This is a genomic window from Nocardia sp. NRRL S-836, assembly GCF_001279525.1.
Taxonomy (GTDB): domain Bacteria; phylum Actinomycetota; class Actinomycetes; order Mycobacteriales; family Pseudonocardiaceae; genus Lentzea.
This window is the reverse complement of sequence record NZ_LGDY01000110.1, coordinates 39,530-55,476: the sequence shown is the minus strand read 5'-3', so window position 1 is coordinate 55,476 and position 15,947 is coordinate 39,530. Positions and strand designations below refer to the sequence as shown.

General features: G+C 71.0%; 13 protein-coding genes. 3 read left to right on the top strand and 10 right to left on the bottom strand.

Features of this window, described 5'->3' with window-relative positions:
• Positions 1-14: 14 nt before the first annotated feature.
• From ADL03_RS47395 to ADL03_RS26565, 5 genes are all read right to left on the bottom strand, one after another.
• Entirely contained in the window at positions 15-473 is a 459-nt protein-coding gene (locus ADL03_RS47395; RefSeq protein ID WP_157529255.1) for a hypothetical protein, read from the bottom strand.
• Between the two features lie 119 nt (positions 474-592).
• Entirely contained in the window at positions 593-2,233 is a 1,641-nt protein-coding gene (gene hutU, locus ADL03_RS26580; protein WP_053736276.1) for a urocanate hydratase, read from the bottom strand.
• Positions 2,233-3,738 (bottom strand): histidine ammonia-lyase, encoded by a 1,506-nt coding sequence (gene hutH, locus ADL03_RS26575; RefSeq protein WP_053736275.1) that lies wholly within the window; start codon positions 3,736-3,738, stop codon positions 2,233-2,235. Before hutH ends, hutU begins: the two co-directional genes overlap by 1 nt.
• A 77-nt stretch (positions 3,739-3,815) precedes the next feature.
• Positions 3,816-4,748, bottom strand: a complete 933-nt coding sequence (locus tag ADL03_RS26570) for a hypothetical protein (protein WP_053736274.1) — start codon at positions 4,746-4,748, stop codon at positions 3,816-3,818.
• Positions 4,745-5,272 (bottom strand): SigE family RNA polymerase sigma factor, encoded by a 528-nt coding sequence (locus ADL03_RS26565; RefSeq protein ID WP_053736273.1) that lies wholly within the window; start codon positions 5,270-5,272, stop codon positions 4,745-4,747. Before ADL03_RS26565 ends, ADL03_RS26570 begins: the two co-directional genes overlap by 4 nt.
• Before the next feature lie 113 nt (positions 5,273-5,385).
• Here ADL03_RS26565 and ADL03_RS26560 point away from each other — a divergent pair, with 113 nt between their 5' ends.
• Together ADL03_RS26560 and ADL03_RS26555 are read left to right on the top strand one after the other, a co-directional pair.
• A complete protein-coding gene (locus ADL03_RS26560) occupies positions 5,386-6,171 on the top strand; it encodes an IclR family transcriptional regulator (RefSeq protein WP_053736272.1) in 786 nt (261 codons plus the stop codon).
• Between the two features lie 87 nt (positions 6,172-6,258).
• The gene (locus tag ADL03_RS26555; RefSeq protein ID WP_053736271.1) at positions 6,259-7,230 is read left to right on the top strand and encodes a GNAT family N-acetyltransferase; all 972 of its coding nucleotides are present in this window, start codon (positions 6,259-6,261) and stop codon (positions 7,228-7,230) included.
• Positions 7,231-7,638: 408 nt separating this feature from the next.
• Here the strand turns inward: ADL03_RS26555 and ADL03_RS26550 are convergent, their stop codons facing one another.
• From ADL03_RS26550 to ADL03_RS26535, 4 genes are read right to left on the bottom strand one after another with little or no spacing between them, the layout of a single operon-like run.
• Complete coding sequence (locus ADL03_RS26550; RefSeq protein WP_053736270.1) at positions 7,639-8,544, bottom strand: ABC transporter substrate-binding protein; 906 nt, start codon at positions 8,542-8,544, stop codon at positions 7,639-7,641.
• A complete protein-coding gene (locus tag ADL03_RS26545; RefSeq protein ID WP_053736269.1) occupies positions 8,541-9,203 on the bottom strand; it encodes an ABC transporter permease in 663 nt (220 codons plus the stop codon). The genes ADL03_RS26550 and ADL03_RS26545 overlap by 4 nt, the downstream gene beginning before the upstream one ends.
• A gap of 3 nt (positions 9,204-9,206) precedes the next feature.
• Positions 9,207-9,845 (bottom strand): ABC transporter permease, encoded by a 639-nt coding sequence (locus ADL03_RS26540; protein ID WP_053736268.1) that lies wholly within the window; start codon positions 9,843-9,845, stop codon positions 9,207-9,209.
• Positions 9,842-10,924: an ABC transporter ATP-binding protein gene (locus ADL03_RS26535; RefSeq protein ID WP_053736267.1), complete on the bottom strand. Its 1,083-nt coding sequence runs from the start codon at positions 10,922-10,924 to the stop codon at positions 9,842-9,844. Before ADL03_RS26535 ends, ADL03_RS26540 begins: the two co-directional genes overlap by 4 nt.
• Before the next feature lie 133 nt (positions 10,925-11,057).
• Here ADL03_RS26535 and ADL03_RS26530 point away from each other — a divergent pair, with 133 nt between their 5' ends.
• Positions 11,058-12,611: a bis-aminopropyl spermidine synthase family protein gene (locus tag ADL03_RS26530; RefSeq protein ID WP_053736266.1), complete on the top strand. Its 1,554-nt coding sequence runs from the start codon at positions 11,058-11,060 to the stop codon at positions 12,609-12,611.
• Here ADL03_RS26530 and ADL03_RS26525 read toward each other — a convergent pair.
• Entirely contained in the window at positions 12,570-15,749 is a 3,180-nt protein-coding gene (locus ADL03_RS26525; RefSeq protein WP_082373493.1) for an EAL domain-containing protein, read from the bottom strand. The genes ADL03_RS26530 and ADL03_RS26525 overlap by 42 nt on opposite strands.
• Positions 15,750-15,947 lie beyond the last annotated feature (198 nt).

The following is a 15,947-nucleotide window of genomic DNA, read 5'->3' as shown; positions in this document are numbered from 1 at the left end:
AGGGGTCCCCTGGTTCAATTATCCCAGGCAGCACCGACAATTTCGGCTCGTCCGCGGCTGACGATGCCGGAACGCTCGCTGGAGACCACCTCGACACGCCCGCGACCGACAAGCTCGGTGCCCCCGCGACCGGCAACCTCGGTGCGCTCGTGACCGGCAACCTCGGTGCGCTCGTGACCGGTGACCTCGGCACGGTCGCCGCAGACAACGTCGGCACGCTCGCCGGAGATGACCTCGGCGCGCTCGCCGCAGACAACGTCGGCGCGCTCGCCGCAGAGAACTTCCGCGCGTTCGCCGCAGCGGACATCGGCACGCTCGCCGCGGACGACTTCGACACGCCCGCGGCAGACAACTTCGGTGCGCCTGCCACCGACGACTGCGGCACGCCCACAACCGGCACCTTCCGCGCGCCCGTCACCGACGAACTCGCCACGCCCGCAGCCGACGCCCTCCGAGCACCCGCCGCAGACCACCTCGACCCGCCCACCGGCATGCTCGCCACGCTCCCGACCGGCAACCGCGGCACGCTCACGCAGGCGTCCCCTCCCGGGGGTCCCCCGATCTCAATTCTCCCAGCGAGGTCTGACAATTTTCAGCCCTCCATCGGGATGCGCACACCCTTGTCGGCGGCCACGGCCTTGGCCTCGTCGTACCCGGCGTCCACGTGCCGGATCACGCCCATGCCGGGGTCGTTGGTCAGCACGCGCTCGATCTTCCGCGCGGCCAGCTCGGTGCCGTCGGCGACGGTGACCTGGCCGGCGTGGATGGACCGGCCGATGCCCACGCCACCGCCGTGGTGGATGGACACCCACGTCGCACCGGAGGCGGTGTTGACCAGGGCGTTGAGCAGCGGCCAGTCGGCGATCGCGTCGGAGCCGTCGGCCATGGCCTCGGTCTCGCGGTACGGGGAGGCGACCGAGCCGCAGTCGAGGTGGTCGCGGCCGATCACGATCGGCGCGGACAGCTCGCCGGAGGCGACCATCTCGTTGAACTTGAGGCCCGCGAGGTGTCGTTCGCCGTAGCCGAGCCAGCAGATGCGGGCGGGCAGGCCCTGGAACTCGACGCGCTCACCTGCCATCTTGATCCAGCGGGCGAGCTGCTCGTTCTCCGGGAAGAGCTCCAGGATCGCGCGGTCGGTGGCGGCGATGTCGGCCGGGTCGCCGGACAGCGCGGCCCAGCGGAACGGGCCCTTGCCCTCGCAGAACAGCGGCCGGATGTAGGCGGGCACGAAGCCCGGGAAGTCGAACGCCCGCTCGTAGCCGCCGAGCTGGGCCTCGCCGCGGATCGAGTTGCCGTAGTCGAACACCTCGGCGCCGCGGTCCATGAACCCGACCATCGCCTCGACGTGGGTGGCCATCGACTCCCGCGCGCGCTGGGTGAACTCGTCCGGCTTCGCGCCGGCGTAGTCCTCCCACTCCTCCAGCGGGACGCCGACCGGCAGGTACGCCAGCGGGTCGTGCGCGGAGGTCTGGTCCGTGACGATGTCGACCGGGACCTCGCGGCGCAGCAGCTCGGGGAGGATCTCCGCCGCGTTGCCGACCACGCCGACGGACACGGCCTCACCGGCGGCCTTCGCAGCCAGCACGCGCTCGACGGCCGAGTCCAGGTCGTCGGCGATCTCGTCGAGGTAGCGGGTTTCCAGGCGACGCTGGGCGCGGTGCGGGTCGACCTCGATGCACAGCGCGACGCCCTCGTTCATCGTCACGGCGAGCGGCTGCGCGCCACCCATGCCGCCGAGGCCGGCGGTCACGGTGAGGGTGCCGCGCAGCGTGCCGCCGAAGCGCTTGGTGGCGACCGCGGCGAACGTCTCGAACGTGCCCTGCAGGATGCCCTGGGTGCCGATGTAGATCCACGAACCGGCGGTCATCTGCCCGTACATCGTGAGGCCCTCGGCCTCCAGGCGGCGGAACTCGGGCCAGTTCGCCCAGTCGGGCACCAGGTTCGAGTTCGCGATGAGCACCCGCGGCGCCCACTCGTTCGTGCGCATGACGCCGACGGGACGGCCGGACTGCACCAGCAGCGTCTCGTCCGCCTCCAGGTTCTTCAGCTCGCGGGTGATCGCCTCGAACGACGGCCAGTCGCGTGCGGCCTTGCCGGTGCCGCCGTAGACGACCAGGTCGTCGGGGCGTTCGGCGACGTCCGGGTCGAGGTTGTTGTGGAACATCCGCAGCGCGGCCTCGGTCGACCAGTTCTTCGCGGTCAGCGCGGTACCTCGGTCAGCACGAACAACCATTACAGGGCTCCACTTCGAATCAGGGCCTCGGCGGCGGCGATCTCGGGCGCGAGGTGGCGGTCAGGGCCGAGACCGAGCACGGTCTCGCGCAGCTTCGCCACGGCGGCGGCCGTCGCGGGGGCGGGCTTGAGGGGCGCGCGCAGGTCGAGGGCGCGAGCGGCGGTGAGCAGCTCGACGGCCAGCACGGTCGTGAGTCCGTCGACGGCCTTGCGCAGCTTGCGGGCGGCGGACCAGCCCATCGAGACGTGGTCCTCCTGCATCGCCGACGACGGGATCGAGTCGACGGACGCGGGCACGGCCAGGCGCTTGAGCTCGGACACGATCGCGGCCTGGGTGTACTGGGCGATCATGTGGCCGGAGTCGACGCCGGGGTCGTCGGCGAGGAACGGCGGCAGGCCGTGCGAGCGGGAGACGTCCAGCATGCGGTCGGTGCGGCGTTCGGCGATCGACGCCACGTCCGCGAGCGGGATGGCGAGGAAGTCCAGCACGTACGCGACGGGCGCGCCGTGGAAGTTGCCGTTGGACTCGACCCGGCCGTCGGCCAGCACCACCGGGTTGTCGATCACCGACGACAGCTCGCGGTCGGCCACCGTCGCCGCGTACGCCACGGTGTCGCGGGCCGCGCCGTGCACCTGCGGGGAGCAGCGCAGCGAGTACGCGTCCTGCACGCGGGTGCAGTCGGGGCCGCGGTGCGAGGCGACGATCTCGGAGTCGCGCAGGAACGCGAGCATGCGCGCGGCCGACACGGTCTGGCCGGGGTGCGGGCGCAGCGCGTGCAGCTCCGGGGAGAACACCCGGTCCGTGCCCAGCAACGCCTCCACGCTCATCGCGGCGGTGAGGTCGGCGACGTCGAGCAACCGGCTGAAGTCGGCGATCGCCAGCGACAGCATGCCGAGCATGCCGTCGGTGCCGTTGATCAGCGCCAGGCCCTCCTTCTCGGCCAGCCGCACCGGCTCGATGCCCGCGGCCTCGAGCGCCTCGGCGGCCGGGACGAGCTCGTCGGCGGCGTTGCGGACCATGCCCTCGCCCATCAGCGCGAGCGCGCTGGCCGACAACGGCGCCAGGTCGCCGGAGCAGCCCAGCGAGCCGAACTCGTGCACCACGGGCGTGATGCCGGCGTTCAGCATCCCGGCCATGGCCTCCACAGTGGACAGCCGGACGCCGGTGTGGCCGGTCGCGAGGGTGCGCAGCCGCAGCAGCATCAACGCCCGCACGACCTCGCGCTCGACCTCGGGGCCGGCCCCGGCGGCGTGGGAGCGGATCAGGGAACGCTGCAGCTGGGCGCGGCGGTCCGGCGGGATGTGCCGGACGGCGAGCGCGCCGAACCCGGTCGAGACGCCGTAGGTGGGGCGTTCGGCCGTGGCGAGCTGCTCGATGTGGCCGCGGGCGGTGCCGACCGCCTCGCGGGCCGCCTCGGTGATCGTCACCTGGGCACCCTCGCGAGCGACGGCGTGCACGTCCTCGAGGGTCAGCGGCTTCGGGCCCAGCTCCACCGGTTGTGTCATGCAGACATCACAGCGCTCCGGGGCCGACTCAGCGACCCCGGAGCGCGCGATGGTGTCTGGGAACCCAGACAGCGGCCCTACAGGCCCTTGCCGATCCAGCTCGTGTCAGGAGAGGACGCGAGCTGGACCTTGTTCGCCAGGTCGACGAGCTTCTCCTGCGGCACGGCACCGATGACGGTCACCCACACCGGCCCGTCCAGCACGGCGACCCGGCCCTCATCGGCGACCCCCTGCTTGCCGCGCACCGTGACCGGCGCCCCGGTCACACCCGGCGTGCGGGTCCCGACCTGCACCGAGACGTCGTCGTGGAACAGGTGCGCTCCCCAGTCACCCGGCGAACTCCCCCACACCTGGTTCGCCTCGTGACCGTCGAGTGTGAACAACGGTTGCTGCACGACCTTGGCGTCCGCGCGCACCGACTCGGCCACGCGCAACGCGTCCTGCCGCACGTCCGCCGTGCCGCGCACCAGGACGCTCAGCCAGTCCTGCGCCTCCCAGACCACCACGGCGGTGGGACCGGTCGACTGGCCCTGGACGGTGTGCACCCACGCCTTGAGCCCGCGGACGGTCACCTCGTCCCAGCCCGCGGTGTCCGGCTTGCTCTTCGACTTCAAGACCTTGGTCAGCGGGCCGCCGTCGGTGAACGGGTAGCCCTGCGCCCCGGCCGGCACGTACGCGCGCTCGCCTTCGAGCAGGTCCCGGTAGACCTCGACGTGACCGGTGGGCAGCCAGTGCGGCGCGTACTTGAGCGGCAGCCTGGACGTGCCCTGGTCCCCGCCGCCCAGCACGGCGGCCGCGTCGGTGCTGCTCGGCGGGGTGTAGCGGTCGCTGGCCAGGAGTCCCGTGAAGATCAGGACAGCGGCGGCGGCGACTCCCGCGGTGGCGATGAGGAAGACGTTGCGGTGCCTTTTGCGCTTGCGCCGCAGGGCGTTGAGCGTCGGCCCGGGGTGCGGGGTGCGTTCGGCGAGCTGGCCGAGCGCCTCCTTGATCAACTGTTCGGTGTCGTTCACGACAGGCCCTCCCCGAGCCGCATCCCGACACCAGCGGGTTGCGGCGTGTGGTCCATCCGGAGTGTGGCCAGCGCACGTGAGATGTGGCTGCGCACGGTTCCCTCGGCACAACCGAGCATCTGTGCGATCTCCGAGTCCTCGTAGTTCTCGTAGTAGCGGAGCACCACGGCGGCCCGCTGTTTGCGAGGCAGCCTGGCGATCCGCTGCAACATGGCTTCCCGCTCGTCGTAGTGGTGCGTCGTGTCCCCGACGGGCGGTGTGACGGACTCCAGGGTGGTCGTGCAGAGGGCGACGTCCTTGGCGGCCCTGCGTCTGCGCCACGAGAGGTACTCGTTGGTCACCATGCGCTTGACGTAGGCGTGAGGGAGGTCGACTGAACCGATGCGGTCCCACTTCTGCTGCGCGCGCAGCAGGACTTCCTGGACCACGTCCTGGGCCAGGTGGGGGTCGCACGTGAGCACGGTGGCGTAGCGCAGCAACGGGGTCACCTGTTCCGCCACGAAGTCATCGAAACTCGGTGTCAATCCCGACCCCCTTCAAAACCGTCACGCCACTCCAACGCGCCGGCGGCCCGTTCTGTTGAGTGTGCACTGATGGCGGAACGGCGTGGGCTGGATCACGTGGGAAAATCACCGTTGTGGGCAACAGCAGTGACGTTCCCGCCCTGCGGCGAGGGCTCGCCGTGCTGCGCCTGCTGGCCGGTCGGCCGGGCCCCGTCTCCGCGGCGTCGGTGGCGCGCGAGCTGAACCTGCCCAGGTCGACGACCTACCACCTGCTCTCGGAGCTGACCGAGGCCGGGTTCGCGACGCACTTCCCCGAGGAGAAGCGGTACGGCCTGGGCGTGGCGTCGTTCGAGCTGGGGTCCGCCTACCTGCGCCACGACCCGCTCGAACGGCTCGCCCGCCCGTTGCTGCGCAAGCTCGCCGACCGGATGGAGAAGGTCGCCCACCTGGGTGTCCTGCACGGCGCCGAGGCGCTGTACCTGGTCCGCGAGCAGCCGCGGCAGCCGCAGTCGATCGTGTCCGACGTCGGCGTCCGGCTCCCGGCGCACCTGACGGCGTCCGGTCGCGCGATGCTGGCCCACCTGCCTCCGGCGCAGGTCAGGGCGGTGTTCCCGTCCGTGGCCGCGTTCGTGGACCGCACCGGGCGGGGCCCGCACAACCTGCCGGCGCTGCGGCGGCTGCTGACCGTCGAACGGCGGCAGGGCTGGGCGGTCGAGGACGGGTTCGTGACCGCGGGGTTCGCCTCGGTGGCCGCGCCGGTGTTCGACCACGGCGGGCGGCCGATCGCGGCGATCACGCTGACGTTCCGGCACCTGTGCGACACGCCCTGCGGCCAGACGTGGCCGGACCTGGCCAAGGAGGTCCGCAAGGCCGCCGAGGACCTGACGCTGCGGATCGGCGGTCACGCGGCGCCGGTCTAGCCGCCACGTGGTGCCGGCGCCTCCGCTGGGACCGGAGGCCCCAATTCGGTGGCCAGGCCGTCACGCCCTTGGTTGGATCGGCTGGTGATGGATCTGGAAGCGGTCGAGTTCGAGCGGATACCGGAAGACGACCGGCGCGCCCTGTACGCCGTGCGCGTGGAGTGCACGGCCCACGACTGGCCCGAGAAGGTCGCGGTGGAGCCGTACGAGGGGTGGGTCGCGGCGGTCCAGATGTCGATGCTGAGCTTCGCCCCACCCCACTTCGTGCTCGCCAGGGACAACGGCCGCGTCGTCGGCTCGGCGACCGTGCGGCTGTCCGACCAGCCGGAGAACGCGCACGTGGCCATCTACGGTTCGAGCGTGCGCCCCGGCCACCGCCGCCAGGGCATCGGCACGGCGCTGCTGCGCGCCGCACTGCCGTTGCTGCGGGGACGGACCGTGATCGAGACCCGCCGCGTCGACCACGGCACCGGCGGCGAGCACTTCGCCGCGAAGCTCGGTTTCCGCACGTCGATCACCTGGACCGTGCAACGCCTGGCCTGCGCCGACCGCCCGCGGCCGGACGAGGTACCCGCGGGCTACCGGCTGGTGACCTGGACGGGTCCGGTGCCGGACGAGTTCCTCGGCCACTACGTCGAGGGCCTGAACGCGATGGTCGACGCCCCGAGTGACGACCTCGCCGTCGACACGCTGAACCGCACCCCGCAGAGCGTGCGCCTGGAGGAGGCCGACCACCTCGGTTCCGGCGGTGACCTGTGGGTGGTGCTCGCGCTGCACGGCGACGAGGTCGCGGGACTCACCGAACTGCGCCGGTTCCGCGGTGAGCCCGACACCGCGTTCCAGTGGGACACCGTGGTGACGCGCGCACACCGCGGCCGCGGGCTCGGCCGGGTGGTGAAGACGCACATGCTGCAGCAGCTGCCGCCGGAGGTCGTGCGCGTCGAGACGCAGACGAACAGCACCAACGAGCACATGCGCCGGGTCAACCACTCGCTGGGGTACGTGGACGTGTACACGTACTCGTCGATCAACGCGCGGGTCGCCGACCTGCGCCTGTGACGGGGAACGTACTTCAGCGCCCGACCGTTTGAGCCCTAAGGGTCATGAACATGAGGCTCTCGCAGCTACTATCACGGCGTGATCCCGGTAATGCGGCTTGCTCTTGCGCTCCTCGTGACGTGGCTGAACGTCCTCGTAAGCGCCTGCACGCTCGTGCTCACGACTGTCACGCCTCTTCTTGGGACGGCGTCCTCGAACGCTCTGTGCGAGCAAGGCCGGTAGGCCTGCCCGCCCTTGTCGATCCTGTCGACCGGGGACCGGATTGGGCTGTGTGTGGCGATCCTCGCGGCAGGCGGTGCGTTCGCCGCCACGACAACGCTCTGCATCCTGCTCGTCTCGTTCGTCCTGCCCGACTGACAGCGAGGGGCGGGCACCTGGGGGTGCCCGCCCCTCGCCACGTCTCGCGGCTCAGAGACCGACCGAAGCCAGCCAGTCCTTCGCGACCTTGTCCGGCTCCGGCTTGTCCGGCGAGGCCAGCTTCGCGTTCAGGTCGAGCAGGGCCTTCGTGTCGAGCTTCTTCGAGATGCCGTTGAGGACGTCGCGGACCTGCTGCGACGCCTTCTTCTCGTTGATCAGCGGCAGCACGTTCTGGGCCGCGAAGACGCTCTTCGGGTCCTCCAGCACCACGAACTCGTTGGTCGTGATCGCGGTGTCGGTGGTGAACAGGTCAGCGGCCTGCACCGTGCCGTCCTTCAGGCCCGCGACGGTGACCGGGCCGCCGACGTCGAGCGCCTTGAAGGACTTGAACTCGCACTTGTACTTCTCCTTCAGGCCGGGCAGGCCGTCGGGACGGGTCTGGAACTCCGGCGGGCCGCCGAACACCATCTCCTTGCAGTACGGCACGAGGTCGTCCAGCGTCTTGAGGCTGTACTGGGCGGCGGTCTGCTTGGTGACGACCACCGCGTCCTTGTCCTCGGCCGCGGACTTGTCGAGCACGGTGAGGCCCTGCGGCAGCGACTTCTTCAGCGCCGTGTAGACCTCGTCGGAGGACACCTCGGTCGCGTTCTTGTTGACGTGCTTGAGCAGCACGCCGGTGTACTCGGGGATCAGGTCGATCGAGCCGTCCTGGACACCCTTGAAGTACAGCTCGCGGTTGCCGATGTTGAGCTTCTTGGAGACCTTCACGCCCTTGGCGGACAGGGCTTCCGCGTAGATCTCGGCGAGCAGCCGCGACTCCGGGAAGTTGCCGGAGCCCACCACGATGGTGTCCGTCGGTGCCGGGTTGTTCCCGCCCGAGTTGGAGAGCGGGTCACCACCACCACCGCACGCCGACAGGAGCATGACCGCAGCAACAGCCGTGGCGATGCGCTTCATTTCTTTCCTCCGGTTCCCACTGGACGCAGCCCTGGTGAGACCGTCAGCCGTTGCAGGCCGGCGAACACCAGGTCGACGAGGACGGCGAGCAGTGCGACGAGCACCGCGCCGGCGAGCATCTGACCGAATTCCTGGAGGGCGAGGCCGTCGAAGACGAACCTGCCCAGGCCACCGGCGCCGGTGTAGGCGGCGATGGTGGCGGTGGCGACGACCTGGAGCGCGGCGCCCCGGAAACCGCCGTAGATCAAGGGAAGCGCGTTCGGGATCTCCACCCGCAGCAGCACGCCCGACTCGCGCATGCCGACGCCCCGCGCGGCGTCGACGGTCACCGGGTCGACCGCGCGGATGCCCGCGTAGGTGCCGGCCATGATCGGCGGGATCGCCAGCAGCACCAGCGCGACGTACACCGGGAAGTCGCCCAGACCCGCCCACAGCACGACGAGGATCAGCACCGCCGTCGTCGGCAGCGCCCGCAGTGCGTTGGACAGCCCGACGACCAGGAAACCGCCGCGGCTGGTGTGGCCGACGAACGCGCCGAGTGGCACCGCGATGGCGGCCGCGATCAGCAGCGTGACGAACGTGAACCCGAGGTGTTCCAGCAGCCGCACCGGGATCCCGGTGTCACCGCTCCAGTGCACGGGGTCGAGGAGCCAGCCCATCGCTCACCTCCCCGCCCGTGCCCACGGCGTGAGCACCCGTCCGGCCAGCAGCAGCAACCCGTCCGCGAGCACCGCCAGCACCACCGTGCCGATCAGGCCGGCGAGGACCTTCTCGGTGTGGTCGTTCTGGTAGCCCTCGGTGAACAGCTGCCCGTACCCGCCAAGACCGACGAGCGCGCCGACGCTGACCATGCTGATGTTCGACACCGCCGCCACCCGCAGGCCCGCGACCGTGACCGGCAGCGCCAGCGGGAACTCGACGGTCAGGAACCGGCGCAACGGCCGGTAGCCCATCGCGTTCGCCGCCGCCACGACGTTGCCCGGCACCGCGGCGAGCGCGTCGGCGACCGAGCGGAGCATCAGCGCGACCGTGTAGACCACCAGCGGCACGATGACGTTGATCTCGTCGAGGATCTTCACGCCGAGCAGCACCGGGGTGATCACGATCAGCGCGATGGACGGGATCGTGAACAGGACGTTGGCGAGCGGGAACAGCACCGCGCGCGCCGGCTGCGACCGGCTGGCCCACCACCCGAGCGGGATCGAGAGCACGAACCCGATCACCACCGGCAGCAGCGCGAGCCGGACGTGAACCTGCGTGACTTCCCAGAACTTCTCCCAGTTCTCGAAAATCCAGTTCACTTCGGGACCTCACCCGCCGCGCGGGCCTTCGCGAGGGCCTTGATCACGTCGTCGGCCTTCACGACGCCGATCACCGCGCCGGCGCCGTCGACCGTGACGCCGAGCGCGGACGGCGAGCTGAGCGCCGCGTCGAGCGCGCCGCGCAGCGTGCCGCCGTCGTAGAGGGAACCACCGGAGATCAGGTGCTGCTCGCCCACCTCGACCTCACCGTCCACTCCGGACAGCCAGCCCCTCGGCCGGTTCTGCTCGTCCACGACCAGTGTCCAGTCGGTGACGGTGACGCGCTCGCCGAGCCGCGCGGTGCTGACCGGGTGCACGGGCACGTCCGCGTGCAGGAACGTCAGGGTGCGGTAGCCGCGGTCCCTGCCGACGAACGACGCCACGAAGTCGTTGGCGGGCGCGCTGAGCAGCTCGGTCGGCCGCGCGTACTGCGCGAGGTGGCCGCCGGTCTGGAACACGGCGACCCGTTCACCGAGCTTGAGCGCCTCGTCGATGTCGTGCGTGACGAACACGATCGTCTTGTCCAGCTCGGCCTGCAACCGCAGCAGCTCGTTCTGCAGGTCTTCGCGCACCACCGGGTCGACGGCGCTGAACGGCTCGTCCATCAGCAGCACCGGCGGGTCCGCGGCGAGCGCGCGGGCGACACCCACGCGTTGCTGCTGCCCGCCGGAGAGCTGCGCCGGGTACCGCTTGCCGAAGCTCGGGTCCAGCCCGACGATCTCCAGCAGCTCGGCGGCACGGCTGCGCGCCTTGCGTCTGTCCCAACCGGACAGCAGCGGCACCGTGGCGACGTTGTCGAGGACGGTGCGGTGCGGGAAGAGGCCGGCCTGCTGGATCACGTAGCCGATGCCCCTGCGCAGGGTCGGCGGATCCACGCTGAGCACGTCCTTGCCGTCCACCAGGATCGTGCCCGACGTCGGGTCGATCATGCGGTTGACCATCCGCAACGACGTCGTCTTGCCACACCCGGAAGGACCGACGAACACCGTGATGGTGCCCGCCTCGACCGCGAGGTCGAGCTGATCGACAGCGATGGTCCCGTCCTCGAACCGCTTGGTGACGGCCCGGAACTCGATCACCCTTCGGATCCCTCCGGTCGTGACGGTCTCCCCGGTTCGGACCGCCCTGGATGCAGATCCCTGTGACCTTAACTCGTTCGGCGTACCCCGGCACAGCATTCCACGATGTGACAGCCCGTATGGTTTACCGCTTGTGACGATCGACCAGGTGCGCGGACTGCTGTCCGACCGCGGCGTGCACGCGCGCAAGCTCCGCGAAGTGTTGTCCCTGCTCAGCCAGGACTGGCACCCGCTGGCGGAGCTCGTGCGCCTGCCCGCCGTCCCCCGCCGCACCGTTCAGGACCTGCTCAAGGCCCTCGGCGACGACGTCGAATCTTCAGGTGATCGTTACCGCATCGCGCCCCGGCTCGCCGGGGCCTACCGCGAGGCGTTCGCGGTCACCGGCGTGCGCGACCACACCGACGTGCTGCGCCAGATCCTCGTCGACATCGCGGACGTGCCACCACCGCTGTCCTCGTTGGACCACGTGCAGGCCACCGCCGAGACCGCGCTGAACCGCGCGGTGTGGCTGGACTCCGGCTACGACCTGGCGGGCAAGCGTTTGCTGTGCCTGGGCGACCACGACCTGACGTCCCTCGCCGTCGCCGCCGTGAACCCGCACGTGGCGATCACGGTCGTGGACCTCGACGAGCGCCTGCTGGAGTTCATCGACTCGCGCGCCGCCGCCCGTGGCCTCAACATCCGGACCCTGCACTGCGACCTGCGCTTCGGCCTGCCCGCGTCCGTGCTGGAGTCCGCCGACCTCGTCTTCTCCGACCCGCCGTACACGCCCGAGGGCATGGGCCTGTTCGCCGGCCGCGCGGTGGAGGCGCTGGAGGACGTGGCCGCCGGACGCGTGCTGCTCGCGTACGGCTTCTCCGACCGCACCCCCGCCCTGGGCCTGAAGGTCCAGCAGGAGCTGCAGAAGCTCGGCCTCGTCTTCGAGGCGATCCTGCCCGCGTTCCACCGCTTCGACGGCGCGCAGGCCATCGGTTCGGCCGCCGACCTGTACGTCTGCCGCCCCACCGGCCGCCGCGCCGTGACCGGCGGCACCCGCATCTACACCCACGGCGCGCAGTCCGTGGAGTCCACCGGCCCGTCCCGCGAAGCCCTTGCCGCGCTGTCGGAACTGGCACCCCGCCCGGAGTCCTCGCCCCCGCCGAAACCCCGCCCCGCCGGCTGGGCAGAGCCGGTCGGCAAGGGCGCCGCGTCACTGGCCGTCGACCTGTTCGCCGACCCCGGCCCGTGGCTGCTGCGCACCCTGCTGGCCTCCTCACCCGCCCGCCTGGCCTGCCTGGTGCCGAACAACCACCCCGCGGTGTCGTCGGCGGCGGGCCAGCAGGAGCTGCAGTCGCTGGTGCGGACCCGGTTCACGCTGAGGTTCCTGCGCAACAACCCGGACAACAAGACCACGGTCGTCGTCGCCGACCAGGTCCTGCACGGCTCGCTGTCGCTCGGCGACCGCGTCGTGCGCGAGGTCCTGATGAAGGCCCACGGCAAGCTGCGCAACGTGTGGCGGGAGGCGTTGATCACGGCGTCGCAGGGCGTGCTGACCAAGCGGCAGGCCGCCGAGATCGTCGACAACGCCGCGGCCGACTCCGAGGACCTGGAGGTGCGGTTGATCGACCTGCCGAAGCACCGGATCGCGGCGTTGCTGCCGGAGGTCTCAGCCAGCGCGCGGTATGTGGAGCGGCCCGAGGGCCAGTAGCGCGCGGAACTCCTTCGGCGGCACCGGACGCGAGAACAGCCACCCCTGGTAGGCGTCCACCCCGACCCCGCGCAGCACGTGGAACTGCGTGGCCGTCTCCACGCCCTCGGCCACGCACTTGCGCCCCATCGCCCGTGCCATGTCCACGACGGCGCGCGCGACGGCGAAGTCGGAGGAGTCGTTGCCCACGCCGGACACGAACCGGCGGTCCACCTTGATGATCTGCGCCGGCAGGTCCTTCAGGCGGGCCAGCGACGAGTAGCCGGTGCCGAAGTCGTCGACCGCGAACTGCACGCCGCGCTGCACCAGCTCGTCCATCGACTGCCGGACCCGCGAGGGCAGGTCGACCAGCGCGGTCTCGACCAGTTCGAGCACCACCCGGTCCCACGGCACGCCGGACTCCAGGATCGCGGTCGACACGATGTCCACGAACTCGGGGTCGCCGGGCACGAGTCCGGCGAGGTTCACGGCCACCGACACCGGGCGGCCGTCGGGCGCGGGCCAGGTCGCGGCCTCCTTCAACGCCGTGCGCAGCACCCAGCGGTCGAGCTCGCGCATCAGGTCGCCCTGTTCGGCAACCGGCAGGAACACGTCCGGAGGCAGCAGGCCGCGGTCCGGGTGCGGCCAGCGCACCAGGGCCTCGGCGGTGAGCACCGAGCCGTCGACGCCGACAACGGGCTGGAAGTGCAGTGCCAGGCCGTCGTGCTGCAAAGCCTCGCGGAGCTGGCCTTCCAAATGCACTTGGCGGTCGGCGGAAGCGATCAGCGCGGCCGAGGCGAGAGAAACGCGACCGGCACCATTGCGTTTGGCCTCGAACATTGCCGCGTCCGCGAAACGGAGCAAATCCGCGCCATTCGCCCGTGAACCGTTGGGCACCGCGGCACCGATCGAAGCGGAAACGCGGACCAGCTGGCCGTGCACCGGAACCGCGGTGCGCAAAAGCGAGGCGACGCGGGTGGCCAATGCGTCGACACCGCCGACGGAGTCGATGTCCTCGCAGATGATCACGTATTCGTCGCCGGACAACCGCGCCGCCGTGCAGCCTTCCGGAAGTCCGCCTTCGAGGCGCCGGGCCAGCGCCACCAGCAGCTCGTCGCCGGCGTCGTGGCCCAGGGAGTCGTTGACGCGCTTGAAGTTGTCGATGTCGCAGAAGAAGACGGCGACCTTGGACCGGCCGGGGCCGTCCAGCAGCTTGCCGAGCATCTCCTTGACCAGCGCGCGGTTGGGCAGGCCGGTCAGCTCGTCGTGGGTGGCCTGGTGGCGCAGGGCCTCCGCGGTGCGGCGGCGTTCGGTGATGTCGAGGAACACGATCAGCCAGAAGCGGCGGCCGTCGTCCTGCACCGACAGCGCGATGTGCAGCTCGCAGTAGACCTTCTCGCCGTCGGGGCGCACGAGGATGCGCTGCGGGATCTTCTGCGTGCGCTCGGCGGCCCACTGCAGGCCGGGCGAGGTGTCCTCGGGGTGGGTGAGCTGCTCGGCGGTCATGCCGCGCAGCTGCTCCAGCTCCATGCCGAGCAGGTCGCACAGGGCGTCGTTGGCGTCGACCAGGCGCTCGCCCTCGTCGAACAGGCCGATGCCGACCGGCGTCACGGACACCAGGTCGGTGAAGCGCTGCGAGGAGCGCTTCATGCGGGCTTCCGCAGCACGTTGCTCGGTGACGTCCTGGGCGGTGCCGACGGCGAGCTGCTTGCCGTGGTTGTCGCGGACCACCATGCCGTGGCAGCGGAACACGCGGGTCTGGCCGTCGCGGCGCACGACCCGGTGCTCGCACTGCACGGGCACCTCGTCGCGGGCGAGCTGGCGCCACAGGTCGTCGACCCAGCCGCGGTCCTCGGGGTGCACCAGGTCGAGGTAGGTCTCGTACCGGCTGGCCGCGTCGTCGGGCAGGCCGTAGAGCTCGCGCAGCATGTCCGACCACACGGTGTCGTCGGTCGCCGGGTTCCACTCCCACGTGCCCAGCCGGGCGGCCTGCTGGGCGTCGGCCAGTCTCCGGCGGTCGTCGCGCATCTGGCGTTCCAGCGCGCGTGCCTCGGTGACGTCCTGGATGGTGCCGTGGAAGCGCTCTATCCGGCCGGACGCGGAGATCTCGGCGCGGGCGCGGCAGATGTAGACGCGGTCGCCGTACTCGCTGCGGACCTCGACCTCGACCGGGTCGTTGTCCTGGGCGTGCAGCAGCCGGTGGCGCAGGTCGGTGACGGCCTCGCGGTCGTCCGGGTGCACGCCGCAGAGCAGGTCGTCGTCCGGGGTCATGCCCAGCTCGGCGTACATCTCCAGCAGCACCTCGCTGCGGTGCACGGCACGGGTGCCGGTCTCGTAGGCCCAGCTGCCGATGCGGGCGATGCGCTGGGCTTCGAGCAGCCGCGCGCGTTCCTGGGCGAGCTCGCTGGCCGCGCGCTTGGACTCGGTGATGTCGCGGATGTAGCCGGTGATCTTGTCGAGCCGGCCCTCGTCGGTCAGCCGCGCCTCGGCCACCCCGCGGATCCACCGCAGCTGGCCGTCCGGGCGGACGATCCGGTACTCGATGTCTATGGGGTCGCCGGTGATCTCGCGGCCCTGCCAGTACGACGCGACCATGTCGTAGTCGTCGGGGTGCACCACGTCCAGCACGGCCTGGGCGCCGGGCACGACGGCGGCGCGGTCGACGCCGAGCAGCTCGTAGTGGGTGTCCGACCACACCGTCAGGCCGGTCTCCGGGTCGTACTCCCACGACCCGAGCTCGGCGACCCGCTGGACCTTGCGCAGCCGCCGCTGTTCGTCACGCAGCGCGTCGGCCGCCGCGGAAAGGTCGGACACGTCGATCAGGAGGACGGCCTGCAGCCCCGTTCTCGGAACCGCGTGCCTGGCCACGCGCACCGGCAGCTGGGTGCCGTCCGCGCGGGCGAGCCGGAGGTCGGCCTGGTTGCCGAGGAGCAGCTCACCGAGCGGGTGCCCGACCAGGTCGTCGGCACCCTGGGCACCGGCCAGCTCGACGGCGGCCGGGTTCGCCTGCATGACCACGCCCTTGGCGTCGACCAGCAACGACGGCGCGTCGGGCAGGGTCAGCCCGTCCAGCGTCACGGGCGGCTTCCCCTTGTTCTGAGCACCGGCCGATCTGGCACGGCCGTTCACCACCGTCGCGCGTCCTACCCACTTGGGCACCGGCCCACCCTCTCCCGCATCCGCCGCCCGCGGCAATTCGGGTGGGCACGACAACGGCACCCGAACGGCGGCAAACACGAACCCTCTCCTCGGGTGAACACCCGAGGAGAGGGACGGTAGCGCTTCGGAGCGTCATCGCCCACCCCTGTGCGGGTTAACGAAAAGCCACGTTCGAGGTTCCGCTCAACCGCGTGATGC

What these genes read in the sequence shown, in the direction of transcription:
- hutU (WP_053736276.1), bottom strand. Translation starts at nt 2,233, where the DNA reads ATGGTTGTTCGTGCTGACCGAGGTACCGCGCTGACCGCGAAGAACTGG.
- ADL03_RS26545 (WP_053736269.1), bottom strand. Translation starts at nt 9,203, where the DNA reads ATGGGCTGGCTCCTCGACCCCGTGCACTGGAGCGGTGACACCGGGATC.
- hutH (WP_053736275.1), bottom strand. Translation starts at nt 3,738, where the DNA reads ATGACACAACCGGTGGAGCTGGGCCCGAAGCCGCTGACCCTCGAGGAC.
- ADL03_RS26550 (WP_053736270.1), bottom strand. Translation starts at nt 8,544, where the DNA reads ATGAAGCGCATCGCCACGGCTGTTGCTGCGGTCATGCTCCTGTCGGCG.
- ADL03_RS26555 (WP_053736271.1), top strand. Translation starts at nt 6,259, where the DNA reads ATGGATCTGGAAGCGGTCGAGTTCGAGCGGATACCGGAAGACGACCGG.